Source organism: Priestia megaterium, from assembly GCF_009497655.1.
Taxonomy (GTDB): Bacteria; Bacillota; Bacilli; order Bacillales; family Bacillaceae_H; genus Priestia; species Priestia zanthoxyli.
On record NZ_CP023317.1, the window covers coordinates 3316129 to 3342874 of the forward strand.

Here is a 26746-nt window from a genome sequence, read left to right on the forward strand (position 1 = left end):
CTACTGATTGGCTCTCTCTTTCCCCAGTGAAAATCCTTCAAACAGCCGGCCTCCATATGGTTCTAACACTTTATCAACCAGTTGAATCACTTTATCTTTATTCCCTGTTTTATAAAAGATATCAAATGCCTCTACAAACTCTTTACTAAAGCGTTCATTATAGTGATTCAAAGACCGGACAATCCATTTAGAATCCCCGATCCAATGACCGTTTGTTCTTAACACAAATTCATGCGTTATATAAGCGAGCGTGTTGGCAATAAAAAGTGCTTCACCTGTATTTGAAGAACCGATTAAATCATCCAACGCATCGCTTACAAAATATCTTTTTAGTTCAATCGTCTCTTCCGACCATTTTTCCGGTCCTTTTTCTAGTAATTGTTTCGCTTCTTTTTTTATAGACTGGATTACTCCTTTATCCACTAAAATAATTCCCTCGGAAATCATTCTTGGCAATGAAGGTCTAGCCCTCTTACAGTCGCTTTTAAAAAAGACTTGGTATGAAGTCGGATTATGAGCAAAAACTTCAATGGCCCATCCAAATTCAATGAGTGACTCCCTAAAAGAAGAGGTAAAGCTATCGTCAAAAATAACAAGATCAAGGTCGGACGTATGTGTAGCTTCGCCTCTGACTACGCTTCCGGCAAGTAATGCCCCCTGACAATTAGGATAATGCTTAGAAATAAATTGTGTAGCTGCTTGCAGCGGTTCTAACTTTTTTAGCTCTTTCATCGTATTCCTCCAGAAAATGATATATATTGTTTTTCTGGTTAGAACGTGGAAATTCCTTTAACAATAAGTTCTTATTTAACCTTTCTGAACATGTCTACCGTATTTACTTTTAGTTACCGTCATTTAAATGACTCTTTTATCCAAATTCCCCCTTGCCTTAAAGTTAACTTTAACGTTTAAGCTAGTTTTATAGTTTTTAAAATACAAAAAAGGGGAAACACTATGCTAATTAAAAGAATAACGGTGCAACTTTCCGGTGGACTTCTAGCTAGACATACAGCTTTGTTTGTACGCGAAGCGTGTTCGTTTCAAAGTGATATTTTTCTTGCGAAAGATGGAAAATGTGTAAGTGGAAAAAGCATCATGAAGGTAATGGCTTTGGCTGTTAAGAAAGGAGATGAAATCACACTGCTGACAAATGGAGTTGATGAACAAGCTGCCGCTCGCACCCTTGAAGAATTTCTTTTAACTAAACATAGATAGAAAGCTGCCATGCTATTCCTTCCTTTCCTTTTTTCATAAAGTCATAGAACGAAATTTTTTTCAAAAAACTCTTGCTTTAAAGTCGACTTTAACGTTTAAGCTAGTATTGTAGTTTTTAAATACATCAAGCGTAGTCAGTGAATGCAAGTTTAGTAGCAACTGGTTATGTTTAATACGAAAGGATTGTGTTTTTACTTATGTGTAATAATCATCAACATACAACAACATCACGTGTTTTAAGTGCACCGCACGCAAAAGCAAAATTTGAAAATACGACAATTGAACGCAGAGAACTGCGAGCAGACGACGTTTTAATTGATATTAAGTTTAGCGGTATCTGTCACTCTGATATCCATAGTGCATTTGATGAGTGGGGCGGCGGGATGTTCCCGATGGTTCCTGGTCACGAAATCGCAGGAGTGGTTGAAGCGGTTGGCGAAAACGTAACAAAATACAAGGTTGGCGATCGCGTAGGCGTTGGATGTTTCGTTGACTCTTGCGGAGAGTGCGAGTACTGTGTGAACGGTGACGAGCAATACTGTACAAAAGGCGTTGTTCAAACGTACAATTCATTGGATTACGACGGAAACCGTACATACGGCGGCTACAGCCAAAAAATCGTCGTAAGAGAAGGATTCGTTGTTCGTATTCCTGATAACTTAAGTATGGATGCAGCAAGTCCGCTTCTATGCGCAGGGATTACAACATTTTCTCCATTAAAGCACTGGAATGCTGGCCCTGGCAAAAAAGTGGCGATCGTGGGAATGGGCGGCCTTGGACATGTAGCGATTCAATTTGCACATGCAATGGGTGCTGAAGTGACGGTATTGAGCCGTTCTAACAATAAAAAAGAAGAAGCACTAAGCTTTGGTGCAGATCATTATTTTGCAACAAGTGATGAAGCGACATTTACTGAATTAGCTGGTCGTTTTGATCTTATCTTAAACACGGTATCTGCTAACTTAAACGTGGATCAATATTTATCTTTACTTCGCGTAGATGGAACGCTTGTTAACGTGGGCGCACCTGCTAACCCAGATCAATACAGCGTATTCTCCCTTATCATGGGACGTCGCAGCATTGCGGGTTCACTTGTAGGCGGCATTCGTGAAACACAAGAAATGCTTGATTTTGCGGCTGAACACGGCGTTGCTCCTATGATCGAAGTTATCGATGCAAATCAAGTAGACGAAGCGTATGAGCGCGTTCTTCGCAGCGACGTTCGCTATCGATTTGTTATTGACATTTCTACACTGTAAGTTTTAAAAAAGCGGGCAGCTAATTGGATTAGCTGCCCGCTTTTTATTTCTTTATAAAATAAAAAACAAACGGTAAATTAGGCTTTAGATGAAAGCTCTTCCCGGTACTTTTGCTCTAATTTATCATAGTAGTCAATTTTTGTTTCCACTTTTCTAAAAGCTGCGTCCAGCTCTCTTTGTTTTTCCATCATTTTCTCTCTATGCTTTTCAAATATCTGCTTGCGCAAACCGATTGTATCATCACCTTCTTGTGTTAATTCAACAATTTTACGTAACTCTAAAAGAGAGATGTCTGTTTTTCGTAAGCAAATAATAAATTCCAGCCACTCGATATCCGACTCGCTAAAAATACGATTTCCGTTTTCGTCTCTTTTTATAAAAGGCAAAAGCCCTTGCTGCTCGTAGTATCGAAGCGTATGCGTAGGCAGCCCTACCTTTGCAGCGGCCTCTTTAATATGATATTCCATTCCACTATACCCTCCATCGCCATTCTTAGTACGGCGTTTGCTTTATGTATCTAAGCTTCCCTTTTCAAGGGTGCTTTCAACTCATCTTCTAGGTTTCTACTATACGATATATATAATCAAATCCCCTATTTTCTTTACTATGAGATAACTGTATAAATAGTATCATAAACATTAAAGCAAACGTGAAGGCAACTTATAAAGAGCTGCCGTGAAATCAGCAGCTCTTTTCATTTATATATAAAATACGATTAATCTGCGGCCATCACTTTACTTAGTTCATTTAATAAATAATCCAGGGTTTGACTGATTCGAACTGTATTACGACTTGTAAGACCTTCTGTAAGTCCCAACATAACCATGTGCTCTCTTGCTGTTTCGATTTCTGTCATTAAGACTTGCATGACAACTCCTTTATACCACTTCACAGCTCATCACCCCTTTTTACTATACATATATCTCATATGCGGCAATCTTAAACCTATCATACAGGTTTTTGGGGGTGAATAGCGAGTTTTAGACCTTCAACAGCTGTATTTTTTATGAAGTAAATATACTAATATACTTATTGAAATAGAAAGTATCACTCCACTTACTACTAGAAGTGAAGAAAAGGCCCCCTAAATGGAGGTCTTTTCTTATTTCTTATAAAGCAGTCTAATACAAAGCCTTAGCCTTTAAAATATTCTCGGTAATACGAACCTTTCTCACACTCTATCTCATAGCGCAGCCTCGTTTGCTTCCTGTAAAGCTCTTCGGACAGCTCATTAAATTCACCTTCTGTGATAGATCCATGAATTAAATTGTTGAATAAATTATTAAGATGTTCAGTTAATTCTTGAAGTTTTTTTTCTTTCAATGAACGTCACCCTTTAAAATAATTTTCATCTTCTAAAATTATATCAAATAAAACGTTTTCATACGATATATTTTTTACTGAATTATCGTATTAAAGTGATGAAAGTATTTTTTAACCACCGAAAAACAATCAAAGAGCTCAGAGAAATCATTAATTACATGATTTGGGCAAAAAATAAGTGGATAAAGACCGCGGACAAAAAGGCAAATGGTATCAACCGTTTTGACAAAAGCATAGGATGAAAAGAAAAATGAAACGAGAAAAGGAGAATGAGTATGCACTATGCACCTTATTATCATCAGTGGCAGACCCCAGTGTACTATGGCTGGCAGCCATATAGTTATTATGTGCCGAATCACTATCACACCAGCGAACAGTTTCAACAAAGAAACGGTAAATTAAAGGACTACGGACCAAGGCCATTTGTTATTAACATTAATGAAGCGTCAAAGCAAAACAATACGTACCGCACTGCTTTATGGACGGGAACACATTTACAAGTGACGCTAATGAGTCTCAAGCCCGGTGAAGATATCGGCTTAGAAATCCACCCTAACGTTGATCAATTCCTGCGCATTGAACAAGGGCAAGGCGTTGTTCAAATGGGCAAAAGTAAAAACAACCTAACCTTTAAACGAAAAGTCTACGATGATGATGCGATATTTATCCCTGCCGGAACGTGGCATGATCTCACTAATACGGGTACCACTCCGCTAAAGCTTTACTCCATCTACGCTCCTCCAAACCATCCGTTTGGCACAGTTCATGTGACAAAAGCAAATGCCTTAGCTGAAGAACATTAACTAACATAAGCTCGCTAGAAAATCGGTGTACTACCTTTTCTAGCGAGCTTTTTTTAACTTGCTATACATAAAGGATTTTATAGCCAAAGAAAGAATTATAAAATAAACGAACCTTTTTAAACAGCTTAAAATAACTGAAAGGCAAACGGGCGATGAAATTATTTTATAAAATTCCTAAATCAAACGTAAATCCTTCCCTTAAACTAGCAAGAAAAGTTCTATATATATCGGTAGAAGCAGTCATTATGACCATGCTTGTGATTAAATCTTTTACTGTGGCCTATGAAAACGACATAAATTTAATTCTCAGGCAGCTAAATGAACTAAAAGCTTCGATTGGCGGATTTGGCATAAACGAAGCTCTATTTTGGTTTATGATAAAATGCAGTATTTGTACCATCGTTACATTTGATATTTGCTTATATTTTCAAAAAAAGCTAAAAAGAAACCAAAAAGATTTATGATGTATACGCTAAAGCTTTTACATCGGACCGCTGTTAATTTCCGTACAAGTTGGATTCACAATCAAGAATCAAACTCGTTCGGATCTTCCTTTAGCAAAAATACTTTTGCCCCAGCTCCATTTTTAATAGAAAAATAATAAAAGTAGAGGCATATCACGCCTCTACTTTCTGTTTAAAAATCTACATCGATATCTTCTTGAATGGTTCCGGTCACTTTTTCACTTTTAATTAATTGACCTTCTTTAAACGTTTCTTCCTCATCTGTAACGGGCTTCAGCTGCTTATAAGAAGGAACTGACGCAGAGCCAAGCTCTTTTTTAAGCAAGTGAATTTCTCCTAACAGCTCGCTTCTCAATGAATGAACTAACGATTGAAAATCTTCTTCGCGGCTGTCTTTCTGCCCGTTTTGTTCCACAAGCTTCGCTACATAATCCTGAAGTTCATTTGCCTGCGAGGACTCATATTCCTCACGATTTGCAGCAAAACGTGAATTCATTTCTTTTTTTAGTAAGTCAATTTCGCCCAACAGCTCTTTTCGAAGTGAATGAACGAGCGTTTCTATATCCTCTTCTTTACTCGTTTTTTGCAAGTCTTGCTGTATGAGTCCTACTATATAGTCCTGAAGCTCGTTTGCCTGCTGTTTTTCTTTCAGAAATGAAGACACTTCTGATGGAATGTTAGCAGTTTCGATTGTTAAATTTGCACGTTCATCTCTATTACTTGCGGTCTTTTCCCTTGCTCCCATCATATCTGCTGATAGATTGCCAGCTGTCAGAAACGCATTTGATAGTAAGTAAAACGGTGCAGCCACTTGGGAACTTAGCTGACCGTACCAATCGTCTAGTGCTTCTTTAAGGCGAGTGTTTTGATGGCTCATATATGCTCCCCCTTTTTAAGCATGAACCGCTGCGTTTGTTTCATGTCTACTTAAAATTTCAAGACCGTATAAGTTTAATTTGCGTGTCTCCGGCAAGAAAAGATGATTTTCTTCTCTGATTTCTTCCCCGTACATGTTATCAATCTGCTCTGCAATAAACTGTTGAAGGATAGGAGCTAGTCCTCCAATATAAATATATTTATAGACTTTATCTTTTGGCGATGGAAATAGATTTTCAACTTTCGTTAATAAAATTTGCGTGTATTCTCTAAGCGAAGCGTGAATAGGCTCCGTGAGATCTACTTTTTTCCCGCTGTTGCCGTCTCTTTGCTCCATTTTTGCTTTATGGATATTGGCAATAATAAATTCTTCTAATGAACGAACATCATCAAAATACTCAAGCAGCTTTTCATTTCTTAGCTTTTCAATATGCTTCAAATATGAAATATCCGTAAGACACTTCAACGAATTTCTGCTTTTAGGAGCTTGAAGTCCTGCAGGAAGCAGTGCCAGGTCAACCGTACCTCCGCCCAAATCTACAATCAATGTTTCAAAATGTTTGAATGCATTTGCTTCTTCTCTATCTTGTAATTCAAAATCTTTTTTGATCGCCCAGCGAGCCACTTCGCTTTCAATACGGCATTTGCTCGTTTCAATGTTCACAGTGACCGTTTTTTCTAACCCAGGAGTCAATACCGTAACCGTATGCTCTCCTTGAAAACGTTCGGCCATCTTCTGCTGCATTTCACTGAATTTATTTGTTTTCTTAAGCAGCCAAATCGGAAGCATAGTCGAGAAATAATTAATCGTCACATGATTATCCTCTTTGTCTTTTCCTTTAAGTATGTTGTAATAAGCAACTGAAGCTAAAAACATCACATAAGGAATATCAGATTCAGTTTTATTATGTAACTTATTAATATGGATATTGCCTAGCACGTGTTTCTCTGCGGCGTCTCCTACTAAATAATACTTTTCTACTCCTTCAATTGTGGTAGAAATCAGTAAATTTTGAAGCAGTAATTCCGGTTCATTTACACTTGAAGGAAAATGACCCTCTGCCTGATCTTTTGTGATTTCTACTACGTTTGTAGGAATTTCATAGTAATAACCATCCACTAGCGTTTGAAAAATTGAGTTACCAAAATCAACGTTTTGACATTTGATATCCATCCTTGTTTCTCCCCTTTATCTTTTCGTGACAACACTAATAAGTATATATTTTCCTCATTTGTTTGTCTAAGTATTTAAATAATTTATGTTATTCGAAATTGACAATTAATTAATTTTAGACGGCTACTGTAACTGAAAAGCACTTGGAATGCTTCTTTTTACCAGTACCCATTTTTACAAGGAATATAACATGTGACGCTGTGACTTCCTCTTAAATTTTTCGTAATATAAGCCTTTCTTTTATTTTTTAGAGACACGAGAAAACGAAGAGGTGGAAACATAATTAAATCAACCCAATCGAAAGACGAACAAATGAGATAAATGAGTTGGACTGCTTTTTACACCGCTGGTGATTTCCGTGCAGGACTTCGCTTTCCGCGGGCGGCCGGTGAGCCTCCTCGTCGCTTATGCTCCTGCGGGCTCTCACCTGTTCCGCTTTTCCCGCAGGAGTCTTCGTCTTGTCCTCCAATCACCAGCTAGAAGCAGCTACATACATGAAACCTACGTTCACCATAACAACAAAAAACCCGAACCATCAATTAGATTAATAGTTCGGATTTAACGTCAACTAAAATATTTTTGTCCCAGCCTCTAGGCTTTTTTATTTATTAATAACGCCATTTGTCTTTTTTTCTTTGCGGATTTTCTGGCAGTTTACTGAAGCCTATTTCTTCAAGACCTTTTTCTAGCGTTGCTCTTGTTTTGATTGTTCCAAAATCGACGCCTAAATCAACAACGGTTTGCGCGATTTCCGGACGTATTCCAGTAATCATCGTTTTAGTGCCGATAAGCTGTAAGGCTTTTACAATTTGAAAAATATTGTCCGCTACCATCGTATCGACGATCAAAACACCTGAAATATCAAATATTAAATAACTCAGCTGCAGCTGAGCGCTTTTTTCTAAAGCCGTTTCCATAATAAGCTGCGAACGATGCGTATCAATTTGTCCAACGATTGGCATCACAGCGATTCCTTCAGAAAGAGGAACGATGGGAACTGATAATTCTTCTAGCGCTGCATAAGCTCGTTTTATGGTTTCGGTATTATGTTCTTCATAGATTTCGACAAATATATGATTAAGCTCATCAAGCATCGGATCAATTTTTTTACTTACATCAAGCATCGTAATAGGAGCAAACTGCTTCTGCTGCAGCTCTTCTGTAAAAACGCCCCATATCACTGTTCGAAACAGCGCGAGTGATTTTAACGTTTGACTCAACGAAAGTCCGTTTTCCACAGCCACTTTTCCTATATCTGTACCCCACTGAATGATTTTCTTTAAAACGACCGAGTGCTCTTCGAATAACGACTCGCCTAAATACTCAATGAGTTCTGCTCTCCATTTTAAAACTTCGCTTTCTTCATGGTAAACAAGCTTCCGCTTATATTCAGAGTCCATCAGATCAGAAAATTGTATCGCTAATTCCTGTTTATTATCGATAATTTTCTTCCCTATATATAACAACTCATCCCTCATTTTTTTCTTTATCTCCTTTAGTTAGCAGAATTAACGATTACATTTTATAACAATAGTTATATCACAGACAATATAAAAATATAACTGAAATGAAAAAATTGTTAAGCCCTCCCTATTTGCTTTTCCCGACTCTTCTAATCGGTATAACGATCATAAAAATGATTGAGATTTCAGCGTTTGGGTAAAAACCTATTAAGAAATTATTTCTATACTTATGAGGGGGATTTATCAATGAGCAAACATAAAGGAACCGTTAAATCGTTCAATGAACTAAAAGGATCTGGATTTATCACACCCGAGGACGGATCAAAAGAAGTGTTCGTTCACTCTAATGCGATCGACCGTGAGGAATATAAAAACCTGTCAGAAGGACAAAAAGTAGAGTTTGAAATCCAAGAAGGAGCTAAAGGACCCAGCGCTATAAAAGTACACCCTGTTGACTAATAGAGTGACATTTACATACAGGTTATGAGTAGACTCTCGAATCGAATACTCTTCGAATAAAAACACCTCTTCGACTTTCGTTCGAACGAGGTGTCTTTTATGATGCAAATACTTCTACATTCAAAATTAGTTACTAGTGGCTATTAAAAAACACAGTTCTAAAGTTGTCGGACAAGTATCCAAACATTTCCTCTATGAGTGAATACAGTATAGAGTACTGCAAAGAAAGGGTGATTATTATAAAAAAGTATTATTTCCATTACAATGATAAAGATGATAAATATTATGTAGAAAAATCTTATCCTCACAGGAAGAAAGCTTCCCTTAACAATAAGAAAGAGCAGCATCAAGAAGATGCTCCTGAGGAGGCACGCGGCTGGGCTTATGGTCACGAAGAAGATAGCTCTGAAGAATCACAAGTTTGGACTTATGGACGCGCAGAGGATTTGTATGAGGAGTCACATGATTGGGCTTCTAAATGTAAAGAAGATAAAGACAAAAAAGGAAGTACACGGGAGTCAGCATTTAGAGCGCTCAATTTAACGATGCCTCAAAATGTTCCTGCAAATACGTTTGTAAAAGCCGTTTTCCCAACTGAACAATTTGATTTAGCAAATGAATATAACCCGATTACTTCTACCTTCCGCCCCAAAAAAGATGGCGTATATTCCATCATTGCTACAATTGGATTCTCTCCTAACGACCAGATGCTAGATTATAGAACTCGCATTGAAATACGTGTAAATGGGACAACCGCTATTGCTATCGATAACGATTTCTTTGGCGGGAACACACCGTTTGTTAATGCGGTATCCGTTTCTACTATTTATAATTTAGAAGCTGGAGACCGCGTTGAAGTTTTTGTTCAAAGCAGCATAGCCGGTACAATCGTCACATCCGAAGATGGCTCACATTTTGAAGCAGCAAGATTTCCTTCTCCAACAAACAACTAAACAAATGGAACATTAGCTTTTAGAGAAAAGTATGAATCCCCTTTTGCAGATAGCTTCATATCTCAAAAAAGGGGATTTGTACTAAATTCAGTGATCTAAAGGCAGAAAATTTTTTAAGCGTTGGTATTTACATAATTTTTTAATAGATTTATTACATTTTCTTGTCCATTCTCTATCGCTACATCAAGCGGCGTTTGATCATCATCTTTTTTCACCTGAATCTGAGCTCCGTTTTCAACTAAAAGTTTGACGATGTCTTCTGCGCCGAGTAGGGCAGCTTCGTGAAGGCTTGTCCATCCGCCGCTTTGCTTGGCGTTGCTGTCTGCACCGCCCTGTAATAAAATCTCTACCACTTTTGTCTGTTTATTGGCAACAGCTGCGTGAAGCGGCATATTTTCATTGCTATTTTTCGCCCGAGCTTTCATGTTCGCTCCTAATGATAGCAATAGTTTTACAGTTTCTTCTTTCCCAAAATACGAGGCTAAGTGAAGCGGTGTCCATCCGTCTAAATTAAATTCATTAATAAGTGCAGGGTTTTCACCAATCAAAACTTTTATTTCTTCATTATTTCCACTCATTGCGGCCTGTGTAAGTTCTTCCATTCTATCCATATGCCATTCCCCCATATAAAAGATGAATTACTTATCCTTCCATTTTATCACATATAACTGGAAAATAAGCGAATCGTATTTCTAATGAAGAGGCTAAAAATTATGTACGTCTACGTCATCTGCTCTACCTCACTCACGCTTGCTTCGCTAACTTTTCCGTTACGCTGCCAAGCTCTTCAACTAACCGACTTAAAAATTCCGCCGTTTGGTCGATAGTCTGCAGCGATTCCAGCTGACGCACGGAAGCAGAAGAAATGCTGCTGCTACTTGCCGCTGATTGGTTCGCAAAAGCGGTCATCTCGCTGACGGCATGGAGCACCTGCGTAGATCCGGCTGCTATTTGCTGTGCGGAAGCAGCCGTTTGCTGAATTTGTTCGTGAACGTACGTAGATGCGTCGGCGATTCGATTAAAAACATTTTCCGCTTCGTTGGCTAGTAAAATACCGTTTTTTACATCAGCAGTTCCTGATTGAATGAATGCTACGGCTTGAAACGTTTCTTGCTGAATATGCTGAATGAGTCTTGCTACTTGTTCGGCTGACTGATTGGATTGTTCTGCAAGTTTGCGAACTTCCGCTGCTACGACCGCAAACCCTTTACCATGTTCGCCTGCGCGCGCTGCTTCAATTGCAGCATTTAGCGCCAGTAGATTTGTTTGTGCAGCAATGCCTGAAATCACACTCATAATATCGTTGATTTCTGCAGAACGTTCTTTTAACTGATGAATAACGCTAGCTGCATGCTGAACAGAAGAATCGATTGTATGAATTTGTTGAATGGCTTCTTGAATTTTTTCTTTTCCCTGCACGGCTTCATTTGCTGTTTGATCAGAAGCTTCGCTGACTGCCGCTGAAGCCTCGGCTATTTTGGTTACGCCTTGCGTCATCTCTTCTAGAAACTCACTGCTTTTTTGAGCCATTATTACCTGCTGGTCCGCTCCTGCGGCTAGTTCTTGCATTGAAGCCGTCGTATGATGACTCGCTGCTTGCGATTCTTCTAAGCTTTCCTTTAAGTCAGCAACCGTTTGTCTTACCTGACCATTCGTTTCATGCAGCTTTTTCATCATGTCATAAATGATGTGCTGCTTTTGTTTATTTTGCTGCTGAAGCTGTTCTGTGTATTTTTTCTTTGAAGTAATTTGCCAAGCGGTTGCCCCTGATGTAAAAATCAGATAAGCGGCGTGAAGGCAAAGCATCGAAAAGGAATAAGAAGACGTTCCGAAAATAATCGGTGTAAAAAATGGCACGAAAAATCCCACTAGATGCTCGACGACAAAAATACCCGTCATTAACAATAATAGCTTTACATTTTCATAGTAGGAAAGAATGGCTATCACCATAAAAATTGAAAAGTGATACTCAACCATTCCTCCTCCGCCTATAACCGTGCTGATGCTTGAAAACGTGAGCGTTAGCGTCACAAACGCAGGTACTAGCTCATGCTTTTTAACATACAGTACAAGCAGCACACCAAGAAAAACAATAGGAAGCATCAAAAAGATCAATGACACTTCGCCTGGCGCTGAATTATGTTCCATCGACATGCCGGACATCTCCATCGGCCAAATACGATGAATGATATGTATGAGCAGAGAAAGTATCACTGCTCCGCTTGATAAAACAACCATTAATTTATGTTTATTCATATTTATCCTTTCTATATTAAACAATACTTTCTTTATCTATAGAATCGGCTACAGATTGGTTTTTTTTATAGAAATTCACGTTATTTTTCCCCTGTCGTTTTCCTTCGTACAGCGCTTGATCCGCCTGTTTTAGCAGTTCTTGAAACGACTCTCCGTTTTCTGGATAATAAGCGGCTCCAATGGTCGATGTAGCTGTAAAAATGCAGGATTCAATACTCCATTCTTTTTGAAGCTCTCGGTGAATTCGTTCCATGATCTGCTGGATTTCCTCGCGCCTTTCAATGTACCGAAGCAAGATAACAAATTCATCCCCTCCGAGGCGATAAGCTTCGTCACATGTGCGAATGCAAGACGTTAAGCGATGTGCGTACTGGATTAAAAATGCATCGCCGATATCATGACCAAATTGATCGTTCACTTCTTTAAAATTATCACAGTCTAAAAACAGCAGGCCAAATCTTTCCTTTTGCTCAATCGCAGCCTGCACTTGTTTTTGCAGCATCATTCGATTCGGCACCCCCGTCAAACTGTCATGAAACGCCTTAAACTTCAGCTGATTTTCTAGGTTTTTTTGCGCAGTAATATCAGTTTGAATCAGCACGTAGCTTGAGATTCGGTGATGAATATCGGTCAGCGGAACGATGGTCTTATGGCTCCACACGATGACGCCTTCTTTTGTTATGCTTTTGACTTGCCCTCTCCAAACCTTTCCTTGGCCAATACTTTCAAGAACCCGAAGGTCATAGCTTACATCAAATAACTTGTATGATTGTCCGATTAGCTCTTCTTTTTCATAGCCAAATATTGTACAGAACATATCATTGACATACCTAATCGTTCCATATGGATCCAGGACGCTTACGATTGCGGACTCATCAAGGGCATACTTCATGTTTGCTAAATCTTTCACCGTGTTTTCCAGCTTTATTTCAGCTACCTTTTCTTTCGTAACGTCCTGAGCAATCAAGTAAATACCCATCCATTCATTTTCCACGATGATGGGCACGTTTGTAACATATAAATAAATCATTCCTTTTTCTTTGTGCCACGCTTGGATTTCTTTGCTGTAGCTTTGGTCGTATATGATGTGATGCAAAGGCAAAGCACGGACATCAATCTTCAGCTCTTTTAGAAGCTGCATGTAAGAACTATTGATGATCTCTTGCGTATCGTAGCCGAACATTTGCTCACAGGCAGGATTTGCTTGAACAATTTTACCGCTTAAATCCATCATACATATGGCGTTTTCATGGTTCATAAAAAGCGACTTATACCGCTCCATACTTTGGGCTAAATCTTTTTTTAACTTTTGGATATTTTTACTCATCACTAATAAGTGCGTACTATTGTCGGTATCATCAAAAATGGGGGTAAGCGTTGTTTCAAACGCTTCAGCTGCATCTGAGAAGGTATTTATGTCATGGTAGGTAACTGGCTTTTTTGTTTCCATCGCTTTTATATAGTAAGGGTAAAGGGAGTGATACGCCCGCTCAGGGAGTACGCTTTCTAGCCGCATGCCCGCTTCTCCTTGGTACCGTACAAGCTTAGCAGCCGCTTTATTCATTTTTTTATAATAAAGATGCTGGTTCTTTACTTCCGCCAAAAAAACCAGCTCATTCATTTGATCAAAATAAAATTCAAACATATGATCTTTCAACATGATAGGATGCATCTCCTTCGTTTTTTCACAGATGAACGCCCCCTGTACTTTACACTTCTGTATGAAATATACACTAGATCTTTTCACACACAAACTCAACTTTAAATGTACAAACAGTAGTTCTTTTGTATCATTACCTACCCTCCTTCACAAGAAAGGTAAACATGATGAACAAAAATAAAAGAGATTGAGGCATAACAAACCACTAGAAGCACCTACATACATGAAAGCTATCTTTACCACAACAATAAAAAGATCCGAACGCATTTGATTCTAAATCAAACGCGTTCGGATCTTCCGTCAACTAAACTATTTTTATTCCAGCCTCTTTTTTAAACTACTTAATTCCGTAATATTCTTCAAGCGTAATGCCTTTACTTTTAATCGCCTGCGCCACTGGTTTGCCTACATAGCGCAAATGCCACGGCTCATATTTATAGCCAGTTACCGCGTCTTTCCCTTTTGGATAACGAATAATAAATCCATATTCGGCTGCGTGGGCATCGAGCCAAGCTGCTTCTTTTGTTCCGCCAAAGCAGTCTTGAGCAGCACATGTACCGTCTCCTTTTGTTACATCAATTCCAAGACCCGTTTCATGTTCACTCGTGCCTGGCAATGCGCTATAAGTTGCCGCTTTATCATAACCGTCTCGTTGAACATACGAACTAAAAAGCGCGCTTTGCGTTGCATGTGAACGGTAAGCTGATACGCCAAGAAGCGTAACGCCTTGTTTTTTCGCACCCGCAAATAACTGTGCAATAGCAGCGGCTGCTTCACTGCGCATTTTTTTCTTTTCCGTTTGTTCTTTGAATGTAAATGGAATCGTTGTATATACTAAATCTTTCGGAACGTAGTTTTCCGGAAGCTTGTTTTGTTTATTCACAACAACTTGTATACTTTCAGGGTTTGAAACCACTTTCATGCCAGCTAATGCTCGTACGTATTGACCGCTTACATAACCAACCTTACCTTGATACGTAATTTTCAGCCAGCCGTTTGCTGCTTTAGCCGTTACGTCGAGCTGTGTGCCGGCTTTCAGTGTTGCCATAACCGCACCAGAAGTTGAAGCAGTTGTTCGAACATTTAAATTCGCCGTTGCCACATAGACAGAAGCCGCCGGAGCTGGAGCTGGAGCCGGTTCAGAAGAACCCGTTGATTCCTTTACGTACTGCGTGCTCACATAGCCCGTTTTGCCTTGGTAACTCACTTTTAGCCAGCCGTTTGATGGTTGTTCCGTTGCCGTTAGCTGCGTGCCTTGTTTGACCGTTACAACAATCGCGCTTGACGTCGATGAAGCGCTTCGAATATTTAAATTTGCCGTTGTTACATAGGTTTTGGTCGTTGAACTCGCTGACTTTTTAACATACTCACTGCTTACGTAGCCCGTTTTGCCTTGATAGCTTACTTTCAGCCAGCCGCTTGCTGCTTGTCCAATTACCGTTAGCTGCGTGCCTTGTTTAACCGTTGCAATAATTGCGTTGGACGTCGATGGGCCGCTTCGAATGTTTAAATTCGCCGTGGTTGTATATGTTTCCGCCGCTGCGCTTGCGACAGTTGGCTCACCCGTAAAATGTAAAGAATGAAGACCTAGAGTTCCTGCCCCTACAAGTGTAAAAGCAAGACCTGTTACCGCTAATTTTTTGTAAAATCTTTGTTTGTTCACTTCTGTCATTTTTTATACCTCATTTGCAAAATATAATAGAAATACATGTTGCCAGTTTAATAGATTAAGTGAAAACAGGATCCGATGTTTAAGCTCAATCTTAAACTAGCCACACTAAATAAAATCATTTGACGTCTAGAGGCTCTGTACATTTGTTCGTTCCAGCTAGCACGTACTTTTAGAATACCGGATAATCGTGTCAAAAGTATATCAAAATATTTCAAACTTGTTTCCAAACTGATACATTTTCAACAAAAATAGAATAATAGAGCAAAAAAAGCAAAAAAACCCTTACGTTTACTCCTAATGGCTTAGGGTAAAAAACAATTAAAAACAAAGATTGAGATGGTGATAAAATGAACACGGCAACGGATTTTTCCTCAACTGCGTTTCGAAAACCTCACACATTAAAACAGCATATTTTTGATACGCTTCATTTCTACTACCCAGCTTGTATTGACCAAAAAAACGGCGGGTATATCCATGAATACTACGACGACGGCACCGTCAACAACACGCATTCAAAGCACTTAGTAAGTACGGCGCGCTTTATTTATATCTTCAGTGTAGGGGCTCTTTTAGACGGACCGGATTGGTGCAAAGAAGCAGCTCAGCACGGCATTCGTTTTCTACAAAACAACCATTATGATAGAGAGAACGGCGGGTATTTTTTTGAAATAACCGATGACGGAGAAGTAAAAGATGATTCTAAACAAGCATATGGCCACGCTTTTGCTCTTTTAGCTTCTTCCATCGCGTATCAAGCCGGTATTCAAGAAGCAAAAGAAACAATTGAACAGGTATATGACGTGATGGAAAAGTACTTTTGGGAAGATGCGCACGGCTTTTACCGAGACGAATGGGACGCATCGTGGTCAGCTTCTTCTTTCTATCGGGGCCAAAATGCAAACATGCATATGTGTGAAGCGATGCTTTCTGCCTTTGAAGCAACAAGAGATAAAAAATACGTAGACCGGGCATACACGCTTGCAATAGGCGTTACTCAGCAGCTTGCTGAACGATCTGGCGGTATGATTTGGGAGCATTATGATACAGACTGGCAGCCGGATTGGGACTACAATAAAAACAACACAAAAGATGAATTTCGTCCGTACGGCTTTATACCAGGACATCAGTTTGAATGGAGCAAGCTGCTTTTATGGCTTGATCGGCACCGTTCGGAAAACTGGATGACAGAACGTGCAAAATATTTGTTTGATAAGGGCTGGAACAGAGGCTGGGATGCTAAGTACGGAGGTCTTTACTTTGCGCTGTCTCCTCAAGAAGAGGTCATTGACCCCGATAAAAACTACTGGGTGATGGCCGAAGCCATTTCTGCGGCTTCACTGCTCGGGGTAAAAACCGGAGACAGCGGATATTGGAAAGCATACGACGCCCTGTTCTCCTACTGTCAGAAACACTTTATCGATCACACATATGGAGGCTGGTATCAGCTGTTAAATCAGCAAAATGAACGCTACAGCTCGAAAAAAAGCCCCGCGCCTAAAGCCGATTATCACCCTGTTGCAGCCTGCTATCAAACGCTGATTGCGCTGAATTCTCGTTAAGATCATAATAACAAAGAAACCGTTTTCTTCCAGATGCGTTTATTTTTTTTATTTAAGGGAATTTACCTATTAACAATCAATGTTTCTACAATTCAGAAAAAGCTCGACTATATATATGCAAGGAGTGAGGACGATGTATTTTTACGCGTTAGCACAAGGAACAGATTCTGGAGACCCAGTGACACTGCATCATGAAAAGAAGTTTTCGAAAAAAGAATTTTTAGAGATGTTTAATGAAGCGTTAGATGAGCTGGATACGCATCCAGCTCCGGCGGATGTTGGTGAGTACCTTTGCCGTGCGTACGGATTTCAAGAAATTGAAATCGAGACGGGTGTTGTCTGCTACTGCGCACCTTTTAGAAAGCTAGACGACTCGGATATCATAGAAGACCGCACGTACATGGATGCCACGACAGGGACACTAAAATACAACTAATAGAAAACGAAAGGTTGGATACGTGTGAAAACTGTACAGAACATTTATCGAACGAGTGAAGCTGTACCAGAATCCGGTGCTTACATTTGCGCGGAAGGTGAAATTAAACTTTTTCAAAAAGATGATCTTTTTACACCTTGCCCGCACACACGTGAATCAACGACGTGGAAGCCCGTAGATGATGCCTTTTCAACCGGAGAATTGGTTCCGCAAACCGGTCGCTATACCGACGAAAACGGCAATCAAGTAAAGTTAAAAGAAAACGATTTATTTCCAAGGTGCCTTCGTTCAGGTGAGCCTACGACGTGGAGGCGCGGATAACAAACATCAAAGAGGCTGGGACAAAAATATTTTAGCCCAAGTGAAAAACGAACCATTAATCAACATGTTTGATGAGTGGTTCGTTTTTTGTGATGGTGAATATAGTTTGATCTATTTTGTTCCTTCTAGCAGTTGATTGGAGGGCAAGGCGAAGACTCCTGCGAGAAAAGCGGAACAGATGAGACCCCGCAGGAGCGCAAGCGACGAGGAGGCTCAGCGGCCGCCCGCGGAAAGCGAAGCCTTGCACGGAAATCAATTGCGGTGTCATAAGCAGGCCAGCTCATGTATCTCATTTGTTCGCCTTTAGGTTGGATTCATTTAGTTATGTCTCACCCTCTTTTATTAAAGCTTATTTAAAAAATGAATTCTTTTTTCTTCCTTTTAACAGATCTCCCGTCCAGCCTTTCATTTTTAAATAGAGATAAAGAGCAACCGTTGAAAGAACAATTAAAATGAGCGCGTAGATATAGCCAAACTTCCAATCAAGCTCCGGCATCCCTTTGAAGTTCATTCCCCAAAGGGCCCCAAAAGCGGTTAAAGGTGTACTAATTGCTGTTAAAAGCGTTAAAGCTTTCATAATCTCATTTCCTCTGTGAGTAGACACAACTTCTTCTAATTTAATTAACGCGTCAAATTCTTTTTGATATTGTTCAATCAGCGTGAGGCCAATTTCGATTTTTTTACACATTCGCTGATATTGAATCGTTTGGTTAATTTTTTTATGAAACGCTTCTTCGATTCCCATTGTGACTTCTCGAACAGAACTGATTAAATTTGTCCATATAAGCAGGTCATAGCGCGCTTTATGAATTTCATCTAACACGTCGATGTTATTATTATGGCGCACTTCCCACAGAAGCTCTCTGAAATGACTTTCAAACTGATCAAACCCGTTTAAATGCTTTTTCATAATTTCACCTAAAAGAATAAAAAAACTTTCCGCCGTATTAGCAGACTGCTTCATGCGTTCAATCATTCGTTCATGGTTGGTTTGTTCGAGGATTTTCAAATCAAGTCCCGCGGTTATAATAAACTCCTCGGTAATATAAAAGTGAAACGAATCGTAATCCCTTTGATCAAATGACTTCTTATGATAAATGAGTGAACCATAAATCAGCTCACTTTCTCCTACTACATCTACTTGAATGTGATTAGAGTTTTTCTTTTGCAGCTGATGGCAAAACCATTCATCTCGTGGGTACTGATAGTCTTTAAGGACATCAGCTATTCCATCTGCTTCTTCTACATCAAACTGATACCATTTCCATTCGTCGTTCGTCACGGTATTCATACTTTCCCTCTTTCCCCTTTTATTAGGATTTTTCCCTATATACAATCAATTAAAACCTCACATATTAAATAAACATACATTTCATATACATCTTTATTTCAAAAGTGCTATAATAATAGATACACTGCGCGTATGCGCGATGCTTCATCAGTTTGAGAGGAGAATAATAGTGAAGAAAGATATCGCTTTACGTTCTTATCTGCTAGAGAATGCACCAAATATGACCGAAGAATGGTATGAATCTTTGGACAGAAAATCTTCTGAAGGCGTTTATATCTCTAATGACCCTGATGTCATTCAACGGTTAAAAGCGCAAAACTATGAATTTCATTTATATATCAGCAACATCTTTATAGAAGAAGAAAAGAGCTTTTTTGACTCTTTTAACACGTGGCTAAATAAAGTTTCTAAAGATCAACACCATCTCCAAACTCCCATTCAGTGTATTATTAAAGAGTTTATGAACGTCCGTAAACAATATTGTGATTATATTCGTCAGTTTGCAGAACTTCATCATGACGTGACTCAACAGCATATCGATAAGTGGAACGAAAAAGTAGTAAGAGTATTTGATATTATTATCTTAAAATTCATTACAGAAGCTCAAAATTATGCGTCAAGTCGTCTTCGTTCTCAGCAGGAAATGATTCATGAACTAAGTTCACCTGTTATTGTGATTAAAAAAGACGTGGCTCTTTTACCATTAGTTGGTGATATTGACACGACAAGAGCTAAAATGATTCTAGAAAGCACGTTAAAACAGTGTGCAGAAAAGCAAATTGCTCATTTGTATATTGATTTATCAGGCGTTGTGATGATTGATACAATGGTCGCACACGAGCTATTCCAGCTGATAGATGCACTTGATTTAATCGGCGTCAAATCGATTTTATCAGGTATCCGCCCTGAATTGGCCACTACTGCGATGCAGCTTGGACTAAAATTTGACCGTATACGGATTAAATCGAATCTTGCTCAAGCATTAGAAGATGATTCAAAAATTGTAATTGCTTCTAGTACTCATTAATAAGTAGATTTATAAAGACAAAAACAGCCTTCTCAGGCTGTTTTTTATCTTTTATTTTCTATGATGAATACGTTCAGAACCCGATTCATCCTTCGTTTTCTTTTTATTTTTCTCTTCTTTTTGTTCAAGCCTTATGTCTTCCATTGGCATAGGGTCCACCGTTTCTTCTTCTTTAAAACGCTCAAATAACGTTTCGTCTTGATCTGTTACACGCTGTTCCGTTTCATCTCGTTTTTTTGGTGTATTTGAAATAGATCTTTTCTCGCGTTCTCCCATCTTTTCTCCTCCTTTATTATAGGTGAAGCAATTATGTGTTCATAAAGTCTCCGCCGTTGACATGAAGCGTTTGACCCGTCATATAAGATGAATCATTGGATGCTAATAGTACGTAGCAGCCTACGTGCTCCACAGGATGTCCGGGTCTGCCCATCGGCGTATCTGTACCGAATTCTCCTACTTTATCGCCTGAGAAAGTAGACGGAATAAGCGGCGTCCAGATTGGTCCCGGCGCTACGGCGTTCACGCGAATGCCGTCTTTGACAAGCGCTTGCGCCATGCTGCGCGTAAAGCCGTTGATCGCTCCTTTTGTCGCCGTATAATCAATGAGCTGAGGATTTCCGCGATAAGGATTAATCGACGTTGTATTAATGATTGCACTACCTTTTCCTAAGTAATCAAGCGCTTTTTTCGTAAAATAAAAGTAGGAATAAAAGTTCGTCTTGAACGTTCGTTCAAGCTGTTCACTCGTAATTTCCTTAATGCTTTCTTTTGGATGCTGCTCTCCGGCATTGTTCACAAGGATATCAAGCTTTCCAAGCTCACTCACCGTTTTTTCTACCGCTTCGTTACAGAACGATTCGTCTCCTACGTCTCCTGCAATCAGCAGGCATCTTACACCTTCTTCTTCAATGCGGGCTTTTGTTTCCTCGGCGTCGCTATGTTCATTTAAGTAAACGATGGCTACGTCCGCTCCTTCTTTCGCATAAGCAATAGATACTGCTCGTCCAATTCCGCTGTCTCCTCCGGTAACTAGTGCTACTTTTCCTTTTAATTTTCCTGTACCAATATAATTATCATCCTCATAAATAGGGAGAGGATTCATCTCGCTTTCAATACCCGGCTGGCGGTCTTGCGTTTGCTGGGGCTGACCTTGTGTTTGTTGATCTTGTAAATTCATTTTAATCTCCTCCTATTTTTGATGGAACTTTTTAGTATAGTCTACGTTTAGCCTTCCGTTTTGAAGTTCAAACATCTTTTTTAAAAATTTATGATGTTTCTATTCTTTTTTACTATCTTAGAAAATTTATAGAAAACAAGTTTAAAGTTGGAAACAAGGGCTACAGAATGAGTAGAAGATGTATGTCGGAACTATCTTTTTATCAGGAGGTTTGGTTGGTGTATGAAACACATTCAAGTAGCAGAAAACCAAGAGGAGGCAGTCTGCGTCATCCGTTCTTTTTCAAAGAATGGATTTACAAACAAAGATATTTATCTGCTAGCCTATGATAAAGAGTGGGCTCAGAATTTAACGGAGGCAACACGCACCAAAAAATACAGAACGGCAGAGCAAGGAATTTTTGAAACGGCGGTCAATATGCTTCTTTCAAGAGAAGATGAGCTTTTTTCAAAGATGGCTTCACTCGGCTTATCTAACCAAGAAGCAAATCAGTATATAGAAGAAATGAAACAAGGACATATCGTGGTTATTGGCGTACAGAGTCAACACATTCCCTACTAAAACAGCGGAAACGTTTTTTATCAGCTTATAAAGGTATTTAGTAAAATAAACCATTTTTTATCAAGAAAGGAAGTTATGACAATGTTAAACTATTTGGGCATTCAGATAGGCTCTCTTTACTTTCCTACTAGTATTCTCCTTATTACACTTCTTGTATTAGCCGGCTTTTTTGTTTATTTCTTTTCTAGAAGAAGAAAAAACCGACAGCAGTCACGTGATCATAATGAAAAAGCGTGAAGCCAAGCTCCACGCTTTTTCATTATTTACGAGATTCTTTTTGTAAAGGCGATTTTTCAATGGAACGCGTAAACCGGTAAACATCAAGTTCTTGTCCTACCTCTGAAGGCAAATACCCAAACGTTGTGAAGCTGTCCACTGATTCCGGCTCAAGGGATAGAGACAATAAATTGTTTTGCGGCTGAGACGTTAAAAAGACGTAGCTTCCTTTTGGGAACGTCACCGTTTTCGACTTGACGATTGTTTGCACATCTACATTTGGTTTGTTTTCGTAGACTTCATTTTCAATGCGGCTGCTGACCGAATACGCTTCTACTGAAAGAGCCGTTTCTTTCGTTAACTTGAAGCCTTTTACTCCTTGTCCCTGCAGTTTTTCTGCTAACTCTTCATGTCCTGGTTTTAAAAGATAAGCAGTCGGACGCTCGCGGACAAGCGTCGGAGCTGCTTCTTTTGCACTGTAGTACGTCACAGGAATTTCTTTAACAGACGCGCTTTCCACATCAACCATTTCTAACGTGGAGTTTGGTATTTTTTTATTTTCGCTGTTCACAACAATTTGGTCATGGTCATTTGCATTTTTTCCTTTTTTAACAAGCGCCGCTTTTTCTTTGGCAATCAGCGCTTTAATTTGTTTGGCGTGATCAGCTGTTTGGGTAATCAGCTTTTCTTGCGTAGCAATTTGCGCACTCACTCGCCGCGGAAAATCTTCTCGTCCAATACCGATTCCTCTGCTTTCGACTAAAAACGAAAAAGATGGATACAAGCCTAGTGAGTTTCGGCCAATTCGCGGTTCAACTGAGCCTTCTTCTACTTCAAGCTGTCCTTGTTTATTCACTTGAGACGTATAGTATACTTCTCCTGAATATCCTTGCTTTTCAATGGCTGTAAGCGTACTGTTCACAAACAGCTCATCAGACATGTCTCGAATGCGCTGCGGAATATTTAAGTTCCGACCGGACTGCAGTAAAATATCGTGATACTTCCACACGCCTTCTTTACCAATATTTTTAAATCCGCTGCTGTACGGCGTATATTCATGAGCGTCAATGACGACTTCTGGTGAAAAACGGTTAAATTCAGCTCTTACGCTCTGCACTTCAGGGCTTTCAAGCTTTATGTAGTCACGGTTTCCGTCTAAATTATTTGCTAGCTGACGTTTAAATGCATAAGATCCGTCTGGATTAATGCGCGGCACAATGACAATGTTGACTTTATTTAACACATCTTTTCCAAAGTCTTCTGTCAAACGCGTCGCCACAGCGAGTACGGATTCACCGCTTGCCGGTTCATTTCCGTGAATTTGACTTTGAAGCCAAATCGTTGGCTTTTTGGATGTTTTGCCATCTGCAAACTTCTTTTCCTTTGAAAAATATAGAGCCGGAATGTCTCGTCCTTGCTGTGATTTACCGATAATCTTCAGCTTTACGTACGGACTTTTATGAGCAAGCTTTTGGACATAGCTCATCATTTCTTCTTGAGTCGTAAATGCGTCTTGTCCTTTCATAAATGCCGGCGTTGCTTCATTCACCTTTATTTCCGGATAAAGCGCTTTAATTTTTTTCGGCTGACTATAGTCTTTTCCGTAATAAGGCATCTCAGCTTGTACCGCAAGCGGTGACAGCAATAATCCAATCGACAAAATCGCCGGCACGGCCGTTCGTTTTACAGTTTTTTTCATTCATTTACTCCTCCCCATCCCTTTGGTTAGACATTTTAAATTTTTAAAATATTTAAAATGTTACATAAATAATTATACCGTTTAAGGAAATAACTTCAAGATAAGGAAGATGAACCTTTTTAACTATTTTAACGTAGGAGACGAATTCTGTTTTATAACAAAAAGATTGGGACATAGCAGAATCAATTCAATCTGAAGACAAATGAAATCTATGTTCACCCTAACAAAAAAACGAACCACTAATCAAACATGTTGATCAATGGTTCATTTTTCACTTCAGCTAAACTATTTTTGTCCTAATCTCTTTTTTATGTATGAACTGTTATAAAATTCAGTACTTCTCCCAGCAGCTATTGTAAGCTGATTCGTATTCCGTGCAGCTATCTCTACTATTAGTCAGTTCTTTACAGATTCTAACGTTTCTAAATCATATCGGCCAATTTCTTTGTTGTTTCTCGTGATGACGAGTTTACCATGCCTCGCAGCCTTTTGGAGTTTTTTTAATTCCTGATCGGACGGAGCCATAGGCATGTCTTTGTTTTTAACAGTCGCCCCCAGATCGTAGTGCACATCGACTTTTCCTTTTTTCATATAGTCAAACTCTTCAATTCCCATCCCTGTACCAAACTGCTCATGCCCCTCATCAAATACATTAACCCCTACTGTATTGATAGATGCTTTCTTTAAATCTTCATTCGGTATAATTTTAGCTTCTATTTCGTCTTTATCATTTTGATAGAATTTACGCTTGCCTTGCTGCTTCATTTTAAACTCGTAATACAGCGCTTTTGGTTTTACGTCGACCATTTTTCCTTTGCTATCTTGTATACCAACTTTTCCAATTAAATCAGCATCATCCGTTATCTTGACTTTCACTTTTTGAATGCTATAGCCGCTCTCTTCTTTGCTAGCAGAGTTTGAGCACGCTACCAATGACATTGCCAAAAAAGCACTCAATGTGCCCACCATAAATTTTTTCACTTCACCACTCCTTAAGGATTAATATACCATAAAAGGAATTTAAATGAATGTTTATCAGTCGATTTTGTAAATAAGTAAAGGGACAGCAACCTATTGACTTACGTTTCCTCATCAGCTCTATAGAAACATAAAAAAACTCTCTCCATAAGGAAAGAGTTACTCGATCACAAAATCCGCTTCTGCTTTTACCACTCCGTTTACAATAACAGACAGCGTATGCGTACCGCTGTAATGTTTTCTTGTGCTTAAATCTTTAAACGCATGCTTTCTTGTGACTGTCAGCGTTTGGCCTGCTTTTGCTTGAACATTTTTTAGCATAAACACTTTTTGAGTGCGGTTTCCTTTTGCTTTTACGTAATGAACTCCGTACTCTATGCGAAGCGGCATGTTTTTTTCTACCGATAGTTCAAAGGAAAAGTTAATGCTATCACCAATCGTAATGACATGCGGCTGTAAGCTAAGCCCTGTGACACTCACGCCCGGATCATCTCCATAGCCAAAAAGAGACAGAGCTTCAGGCTCTCCTTTTTTCAAAAGTGAACGGCACGCATGTTTAACAATCCAGTCCGTTTTAACGTCTTTTCCGTACCATCTTTTCATCACGTCAAGCATCCAATCTTTTTCTATGTAAGAAATATCATTTAAATGATTGGCTACGCTTTTGCGGACATAGAGCGATTCATCGCGTTTTAACTGTTCTAAAATCGGCAGCGTTTGCTTCGGATCTTGCTTTAACGCAGGTACTGATTGTCCCCATGGAAGTCTAGGCCGGCTTCCTTCACTTGCTAATCTTCGAATATGATGGTTTTCATCCCCTGCCCATTCAATCATTTGCTGGAGCATTCGATTTGTATCTTGAATCAAAAACGGACGCACCGCAAATTCTGACGTGGAAAACGGCGTAAAAAAAGCGAGTGCTTTTATTGAAGCTTCCCAAGCATTCAATCCGTAAAGTTCAACGTAATCTGGAAAAATCGTACCTTGAAGTCCTCCTACTGTTGGAGCCACTTTATAGAGAATATGAAGCGCTTCTTCATAATCCGCCGGCAGCACTTCATGCATGGAAAGCGTAATTCTTCTCATGCGCTCTTTCAGCGCTAAGTCTTCCCAGTCCTGTTGAAAAACCAGCTCATGAAATGCTTTTTGATCAAATGAACTCATTTCACGTGAAAAAGCGTCGCTCAAGTGCGTAATCAATTCTTCATTAAATACGCTTTTACGTAACTCTTCAGCCATATCTATCCCTCTTTTCCAGGCAGTATTTTATTTTCTTTTGAATAAAGCGCCCGCTCGTACATGCCTTTTTTAAAAATTTGCATAAACAGCTGCTTATTTTTAACTTCTTTAAATCCATACTGACTGTACAAACCGTGAGCATCTTTTGTTGCCAATAAAATTTTTCGTACGTGTTGAATCGGCTCATAGCGAACCATCTCTTGTACCAGCGCCTTTCCAAGCCCGTTGCCTCGCGCGTGCGGAAGAATAAAAACATCCGCCAAATAAGCAAACGTCGCAAAATCTGAAATAATTCGTCCAAACCCTACTTGTTTATCGCACTCATCATACACGCCAAAACAAACGGAGTGTTCAATAGATGTTTGAACAAGGTGAAGCGGAATTCCTTTTGCCCAGTACGATTCATGATGAAGGTACGAGTAGATGACATCTATATCAAGTTTTTCTTTATTCGTATGTATGGTAAACTGTTGTTTTTCTTTCATGCTGTATCCTCCTTGCTTTTCTATCATAGCACAAATGTTCGCCATAGAAAAAAGCCTTTTATAGAGAAAAGGCTTTTTTCGTTAGTATGATATTTTTTTAGTAACGGAAGGTTTTTTTCGATAGCGTCTTCCCACTATGTAAATAAGCGGACTGCAAATAAATCCAATAAGCTCTCTCCT

32 protein-coding genes are annotated in these 26746 nt (G+C 39.3%); 13 read left to right on the forward strand and 19 right to left on the reverse strand.

From position 1 onward, the window contains the following. The gene (locus CEQ83_RS16955; RefSeq protein ID WP_155017417.1) at positions 1–732 is read right to left on the reverse strand and encodes a nucleotidyltransferase domain-containing protein; all 732 of its coding nucleotides are present in this window, start codon (positions 730–732) and stop codon (positions 1–3) included. 222 nt (positions 733–954) lie between these two features. Here CEQ83_RS16955 and CEQ83_RS16960 point away from each other — a divergent pair, with 222 nt between their 5' ends. Then, the gene (locus tag CEQ83_RS16960) at positions 955–1215 is read left to right on the forward strand and encodes an HPr family phosphocarrier protein (protein WP_028414677.1); all 261 of its coding nucleotides are present in this window, start codon (positions 955–957) and stop codon (positions 1213–1215) included. 197 nt (positions 1216–1412) lie between these two features. Then, a complete protein-coding gene (locus CEQ83_RS16965; protein ID WP_155017418.1) occupies positions 1413–2474 on the forward strand; it encodes an NAD(P)-dependent alcohol dehydrogenase in 1062 nt (353 codons plus the stop codon). Between the two features lie 77 nt (positions 2475–2551). On the opposite strand, the gene CEQ83_RS16970 is transcribed toward CEQ83_RS16965, so the two are convergent. The 3 genes from CEQ83_RS16970 to CEQ83_RS16980 form a co-directional block, all read right to left on the reverse strand. Continuing rightward, positions 2552–2941, reverse strand: coding sequence for a MerR family transcriptional regulator (locus CEQ83_RS16970; protein ID WP_028414679.1), 390 nt, complete (start codon positions 2939–2941; stop codon positions 2552–2554). 248 nt (positions 2942–3189) lie between these two features. After that, entirely contained in the window at positions 3190–3366 is a 177-nt protein-coding gene (locus CEQ83_RS16975) for an aspartyl-phosphate phosphatase Spo0E family protein (RefSeq protein WP_223260221.1), read from the reverse strand. 242 nt (positions 3367–3608) lie between these two features. Next, positions 3609–3797 carry a hypothetical protein gene (locus CEQ83_RS16980; protein ID WP_028414680.1) on the reverse strand — a complete coding sequence of 63 codons (189 nt, stop codon included), beginning with the start codon at positions 3795–3797 and terminating at the stop codon, positions 3609–3611. A 275-nt stretch (positions 3798–4072) separates the two neighbouring features. Between CEQ83_RS16980 and CEQ83_RS16985 the strand changes: the two genes are divergently transcribed. After that, positions 4073–4600: a cupin domain-containing protein gene (locus CEQ83_RS16985; protein ID WP_049165744.1), complete on the forward strand. Its 528-nt coding sequence runs from the start codon at positions 4073–4075 to the stop codon at positions 4598–4600. A gap of 152 nt (positions 4601–4752) precedes the next feature. Further along, positions 4753–5064, forward strand: a complete 312-nt coding sequence (locus CEQ83_RS16990) for a hypothetical protein (protein WP_028414682.1) — start codon at positions 4753–4755, stop codon at positions 5062–5064. Between the two features lie 172 nt (positions 5065–5236). On the opposite strand, the gene CEQ83_RS16995 is transcribed toward CEQ83_RS16990, so the two are convergent. The 4 genes from CEQ83_RS16995 to CEQ83_RS17005 all read right to left on the reverse strand — a co-directional run bounded on the left by CEQ83_RS16995 (position 5237) and on the right by CEQ83_RS17005 (position 8592). Next, entirely contained in the window at positions 5237–5941 is a 705-nt protein-coding gene (locus CEQ83_RS16995; RefSeq protein ID WP_155017419.1) for a hypothetical protein, read from the reverse strand. A gap of 15 nt (positions 5942–5956) precedes the next feature. Further along, positions 5957–7114, reverse strand: a complete 1158-nt coding sequence (locus CEQ83_RS17000; protein WP_155017420.1) for a ParM/StbA family protein — start codon at positions 7112–7114, stop codon at positions 5957–5959. A 338-nt stretch (positions 7115–7452) separates the two neighbouring features. Further along, entirely contained in the window at positions 7453–7587 is a 135-nt protein-coding gene (locus CEQ83_RS27655) for a hypothetical protein (protein ID WP_258232163.1), read from the reverse strand. Positions 7588–7722: 135 nt separating this feature from the next. After that, the gene (locus tag CEQ83_RS17005; RefSeq protein WP_155017421.1) at positions 7723–8592 is read right to left on the reverse strand and encodes an STAS domain-containing protein; all 870 of its coding nucleotides are present in this window, start codon (positions 8590–8592) and stop codon (positions 7723–7725) included. Between the two features lie 231 nt (positions 8593–8823). Between CEQ83_RS17005 and CEQ83_RS17010 the strand changes: the two genes are divergently transcribed. Beyond that, positions 8824–9036 carry a cold-shock protein gene (locus tag CEQ83_RS17010; RefSeq protein ID WP_155017422.1) on the forward strand — a complete coding sequence of 71 codons (213 nt, stop codon included), beginning with the start codon at positions 8824–8826 and terminating at the stop codon, positions 9034–9036. Between the two features lie 446 nt (positions 9037–9482). Next, positions 9483–9989 carry a hypothetical protein gene (locus tag CEQ83_RS17015; RefSeq protein ID WP_028414687.1) on the forward strand — a complete coding sequence of 169 codons (507 nt, stop codon included), beginning with the start codon at positions 9483–9485 and terminating at the stop codon, positions 9987–9989. 113 nt (positions 9990–10102) lie between these two features. Here the strand turns inward: CEQ83_RS17015 and CEQ83_RS17020 are convergent, their stop codons facing one another. From CEQ83_RS17020 to CEQ83_RS27750, 4 genes are all read right to left on the reverse strand, one after another. Then, a complete protein-coding gene (locus tag CEQ83_RS17020; protein ID WP_028414688.1) occupies positions 10103–10600 on the reverse strand; it encodes an ankyrin repeat domain-containing protein in 498 nt (165 codons plus the stop codon). Between the two features lie 133 nt (positions 10601–10733). Further along, the gene (locus CEQ83_RS17025; protein WP_098999169.1) at positions 10734–12245 is read right to left on the reverse strand and encodes a methyl-accepting chemotaxis protein; all 1512 of its coding nucleotides are present in this window, start codon (positions 12243–12245) and stop codon (positions 10734–10736) included. A 16-nt stretch (positions 12246–12261) separates the two neighbouring features. Next, positions 12262–13905: a sensor domain-containing diguanylate cyclase gene (locus CEQ83_RS17030; RefSeq protein WP_167387327.1), complete on the reverse strand. Its 1644-nt coding sequence runs from the start codon at positions 13903–13905 to the stop codon at positions 12262–12264. A 337-nt stretch (positions 13906–14242) separates the two neighbouring features. After that, positions 14243–15577: an SH3 domain-containing protein gene (locus CEQ83_RS27750; protein WP_155017423.1), complete on the reverse strand. Its 1335-nt coding sequence runs from the start codon at positions 15575–15577 to the stop codon at positions 14243–14245. A 347-nt stretch (positions 15578–15924) separates the two neighbouring features. Here CEQ83_RS27750 and CEQ83_RS17040 point away from each other — a divergent pair, with 347 nt between their 5' ends. From CEQ83_RS17040 to CEQ83_RS27165, 4 genes are all read left to right on the forward strand, one after another. Then, positions 15925–17136 carry an AGE family epimerase/isomerase gene (locus CEQ83_RS17040; RefSeq protein WP_155017424.1) on the forward strand — a complete coding sequence of 404 codons (1212 nt, stop codon included), beginning with the start codon at positions 15925–15927 and terminating at the stop codon, positions 17134–17136. Positions 17137–17269: 133 nt separating this feature from the next. Then, positions 17270–17572: a hypothetical protein gene (locus CEQ83_RS17045; protein ID WP_115654515.1), complete on the forward strand. Its 303-nt coding sequence runs from the start codon at positions 17270–17272 to the stop codon at positions 17570–17572. Between the two features lie 24 nt (positions 17573–17596). Continuing rightward, entirely contained in the window at positions 17597–17893 is a 297-nt protein-coding gene (locus CEQ83_RS17050; protein WP_025750843.1) for a hypothetical protein, read from the forward strand. 132 nt (positions 17894–18025) lie between these two features. Then, the gene (locus tag CEQ83_RS27165; protein WP_165573563.1) at positions 18026–18163 is read left to right on the forward strand and encodes a hypothetical protein; all 138 of its coding nucleotides are present in this window, start codon (positions 18026–18028) and stop codon (positions 18161–18163) included. A 79-nt stretch (positions 18164–18242) separates the two neighbouring features. Here the strand turns inward: CEQ83_RS27165 and CEQ83_RS17055 are convergent, their stop codons facing one another. Next, positions 18243–19184, reverse strand: a complete 942-nt coding sequence (locus CEQ83_RS17055) for a magnesium transporter CorA family protein (RefSeq protein ID WP_140451236.1) — start codon at positions 19182–19184, stop codon at positions 18243–18245. A 169-nt stretch (positions 19185–19353) separates the two neighbouring features. On the opposite strand from CEQ83_RS17055, the gene CEQ83_RS17060 reads away from it, so the two are divergent. Next, the gene (locus CEQ83_RS17060; RefSeq protein ID WP_042991999.1) at positions 19354–20211 is read left to right on the forward strand and encodes an STAS domain-containing protein; all 858 of its coding nucleotides are present in this window, start codon (positions 19354–19356) and stop codon (positions 20209–20211) included. A gap of 51 nt (positions 20212–20262) precedes the next feature. Here CEQ83_RS17060 and CEQ83_RS17065 read toward each other — a convergent pair whose 3' ends face one another. Together CEQ83_RS17065 and CEQ83_RS17070 are read right to left on the reverse strand one after the other, a co-directional pair. Continuing rightward, a complete protein-coding gene (locus tag CEQ83_RS17065) occupies positions 20263–20487 on the reverse strand; it encodes a hypothetical protein (RefSeq protein ID WP_014459016.1) in 225 nt (74 codons plus the stop codon). Positions 20488–20518: 31 nt separating this feature from the next. Continuing rightward, complete coding sequence (locus CEQ83_RS17070; RefSeq protein WP_013058194.1) at positions 20519–21388, reverse strand: SDR family oxidoreductase; 870 nt, start codon at positions 21386–21388, stop codon at positions 20519–20521. Positions 21389–21610: 222 nt separating this feature from the next. On the opposite strand from CEQ83_RS17070, the gene CEQ83_RS17075 reads away from it, so the two are divergent. Further along, positions 21611–21949, forward strand: coding sequence for a YflT domain-containing protein (locus tag CEQ83_RS17075; RefSeq protein ID WP_115654518.1), 339 nt, complete (start codon positions 21611–21613; stop codon positions 21947–21949). An 81-nt stretch (positions 21950–22030) separates the two neighbouring features. Next, the gene (locus CEQ83_RS27170) at positions 22031–22186 is read left to right on the forward strand and encodes a hypothetical protein (protein WP_014459014.1); all 156 of its coding nucleotides are present in this window, start codon (positions 22031–22033) and stop codon (positions 22184–22186) included. A gap of 22 nt (positions 22187–22208) precedes the next feature. Here CEQ83_RS27170 and CEQ83_RS17080 read toward each other — a convergent pair whose 3' ends face one another. The 4 genes from CEQ83_RS17080 to CEQ83_RS17095 all read right to left on the reverse strand — a co-directional run bounded on the left by CEQ83_RS17080 (position 22209) and on the right by CEQ83_RS17095 (position 26566). Beyond that, on the reverse strand, positions 22209–23864 hold the full coding sequence (locus tag CEQ83_RS17080; protein ID WP_155017425.1) for a M14 family metallopeptidase: 1656 nt from the start codon (positions 23862–23864) through the stop codon (positions 22209–22211). Between the two features lie 396 nt (positions 23865–24260). Next, entirely contained in the window at positions 24261–24845 is a 585-nt protein-coding gene (locus CEQ83_RS17085; RefSeq protein WP_155017426.1) for a hypothetical protein, read from the reverse strand. A gap of 156 nt (positions 24846–25001) precedes the next feature. Next, positions 25002–26081, reverse strand: coding sequence for a DNA alkylation repair protein (locus CEQ83_RS17090; protein WP_155017427.1), 1080 nt, complete (start codon positions 26079–26081; stop codon positions 25002–25004). A 2-nt stretch (positions 26082–26083) separates the two neighbouring features. After that, positions 26084–26566 (reverse strand): GNAT family N-acetyltransferase, encoded by a 483-nt coding sequence (locus CEQ83_RS17095; RefSeq protein WP_155017428.1) that lies wholly within the window; start codon positions 26564–26566, stop codon positions 26084–26086. Positions 26567–26746: the final 180 nt, after the last annotated feature.

What these genes read in the sequence shown, in the direction of transcription:
- CEQ83_RS16955 (WP_155017417.1), bottom strand. Translation starts at nt 732, where the DNA reads ATGAAAGAGCTAAAAAAGTTAGAACCGCTGCAAGCAGCTACACAATTT.
- CEQ83_RS16960 (WP_028414677.1), top strand. Translation starts at nt 955, where the DNA reads ATGCTAATTAAAAGAATAACGGTGCAACTTTCCGGTGGACTTCTAGCT.
- CEQ83_RS16965 (WP_155017418.1), top strand. Translation starts at nt 1,413, where the DNA reads ATGTGTAATAATCATCAACATACAACAACATCACGTGTTTTAAGTGCA.
- CEQ83_RS16970 (WP_028414679.1), bottom strand. Translation starts at nt 2,941, where the DNA reads ATGGAATATCATATTAAAGAGGCCGCTGCAAAGGTAGGGCTGCCTACG.
- CEQ83_RS16985 (WP_049165744.1), top strand. Translation starts at nt 4,073, where the DNA reads ATGCACTATGCACCTTATTATCATCAGTGGCAGACCCCAGTGTACTAT.
- CEQ83_RS16990 (WP_028414682.1), top strand. Translation starts at nt 4,753, where the DNA reads ATGAAATTATTTTATAAAATTCCTAAATCAAACGTAAATCCTTCCCTT.
- CEQ83_RS16995 (WP_155017419.1), bottom strand. Translation starts at nt 5,941, where the DNA reads ATGAGCCATCAAAACACTCGCCTTAAAGAAGCACTAGACGATTGGTAC.
- CEQ83_RS17000 (WP_155017420.1), bottom strand. Translation starts at nt 7,114, where the DNA reads ATGGATATCAAATGTCAAAACGTTGATTTTGGTAACTCAATTTTTCAA.
- CEQ83_RS17005 (WP_155017421.1), bottom strand. Translation starts at nt 8,592, where the DNA reads ATGAGGGATGAGTTGTTATATATAGGGAAGAAAATTATCGATAATAAA.
- CEQ83_RS17010 (WP_155017422.1), top strand. Translation starts at nt 8,824, where the DNA reads ATGAGCAAACATAAAGGAACCGTTAAATCGTTCAATGAACTAAAAGGA.
- CEQ83_RS17020 (WP_028414688.1), bottom strand. Translation starts at nt 10,600, where the DNA reads ATGGATAGAATGGAAGAACTTACACAGGCCGCAATGAGTGGAAATAAT.
- CEQ83_RS17025 (WP_098999169.1), bottom strand. Translation starts at nt 12,245, where the DNA reads ATGAATAAACATAAATTAATGGTTGTTTTATCAAGCGGAGCAGTGATA.
- CEQ83_RS17030 (WP_167387327.1), bottom strand. Translation starts at nt 13,905, where the DNA reads ATGTTGAAAGATCATATGTTTGAATTTTATTTTGATCAAATGAATGAG.
- CEQ83_RS27750 (WP_155017423.1), bottom strand. Translation starts at nt 15,577, where the DNA reads ATGACAGAAGTGAACAAACAAAGATTTTACAAAAAATTAGCGGTAACA.
- CEQ83_RS17040 (WP_155017424.1), top strand. Translation starts at nt 15,925, where the DNA reads ATGAACACGGCAACGGATTTTTCCTCAACTGCGTTTCGAAAACCTCAC.
- CEQ83_RS17045 (WP_115654515.1), top strand. Translation starts at nt 17,270, where the DNA reads ATGTATTTTTACGCGTTAGCACAAGGAACAGATTCTGGAGACCCAGTG.
- CEQ83_RS17055 (WP_140451236.1), bottom strand. Translation starts at nt 19,184, where the DNA reads ATGAATACCGTGACGAACGACGAATGGAAATGGTATCAGTTTGATGTA.
- CEQ83_RS17065 (WP_014459016.1), bottom strand. Translation starts at nt 20,487, where the DNA reads ATGGGAGAACGCGAGAAAAGATCTATTTCAAATACACCAAAAAAACGA.
- CEQ83_RS17070 (WP_013058194.1), bottom strand. Translation starts at nt 21,388, where the DNA reads ATGAATTTACAAGATCAACAAACACAAGGTCAGCCCCAGCAAACGCAA.
- CEQ83_RS17075 (WP_115654518.1), top strand. Translation starts at nt 21,611, where the DNA reads ATGAAACACATTCAAGTAGCAGAAAACCAAGAGGAGGCAGTCTGCGTC.
- CEQ83_RS27170 (WP_014459014.1), top strand. Translation starts at nt 22,031, where the DNA reads ATGTTAAACTATTTGGGCATTCAGATAGGCTCTCTTTACTTTCCTACT.
- CEQ83_RS17080 (WP_155017425.1), bottom strand. Translation starts at nt 23,864, where the DNA reads ATGAAAAAAACTGTAAAACGAACGGCCGTGCCGGCGATTTTGTCGATT.
- CEQ83_RS17090 (WP_155017427.1), bottom strand. Translation starts at nt 26,081, where the DNA reads ATGGCTGAAGAGTTACGTAAAAGCGTATTTAATGAAGAATTGATTACG.
- CEQ83_RS17095 (WP_155017428.1), bottom strand. Translation starts at nt 26,566, where the DNA reads ATGAAAGAAAAACAACAGTTTACCATACATACGAATAAAGAAAAACTT.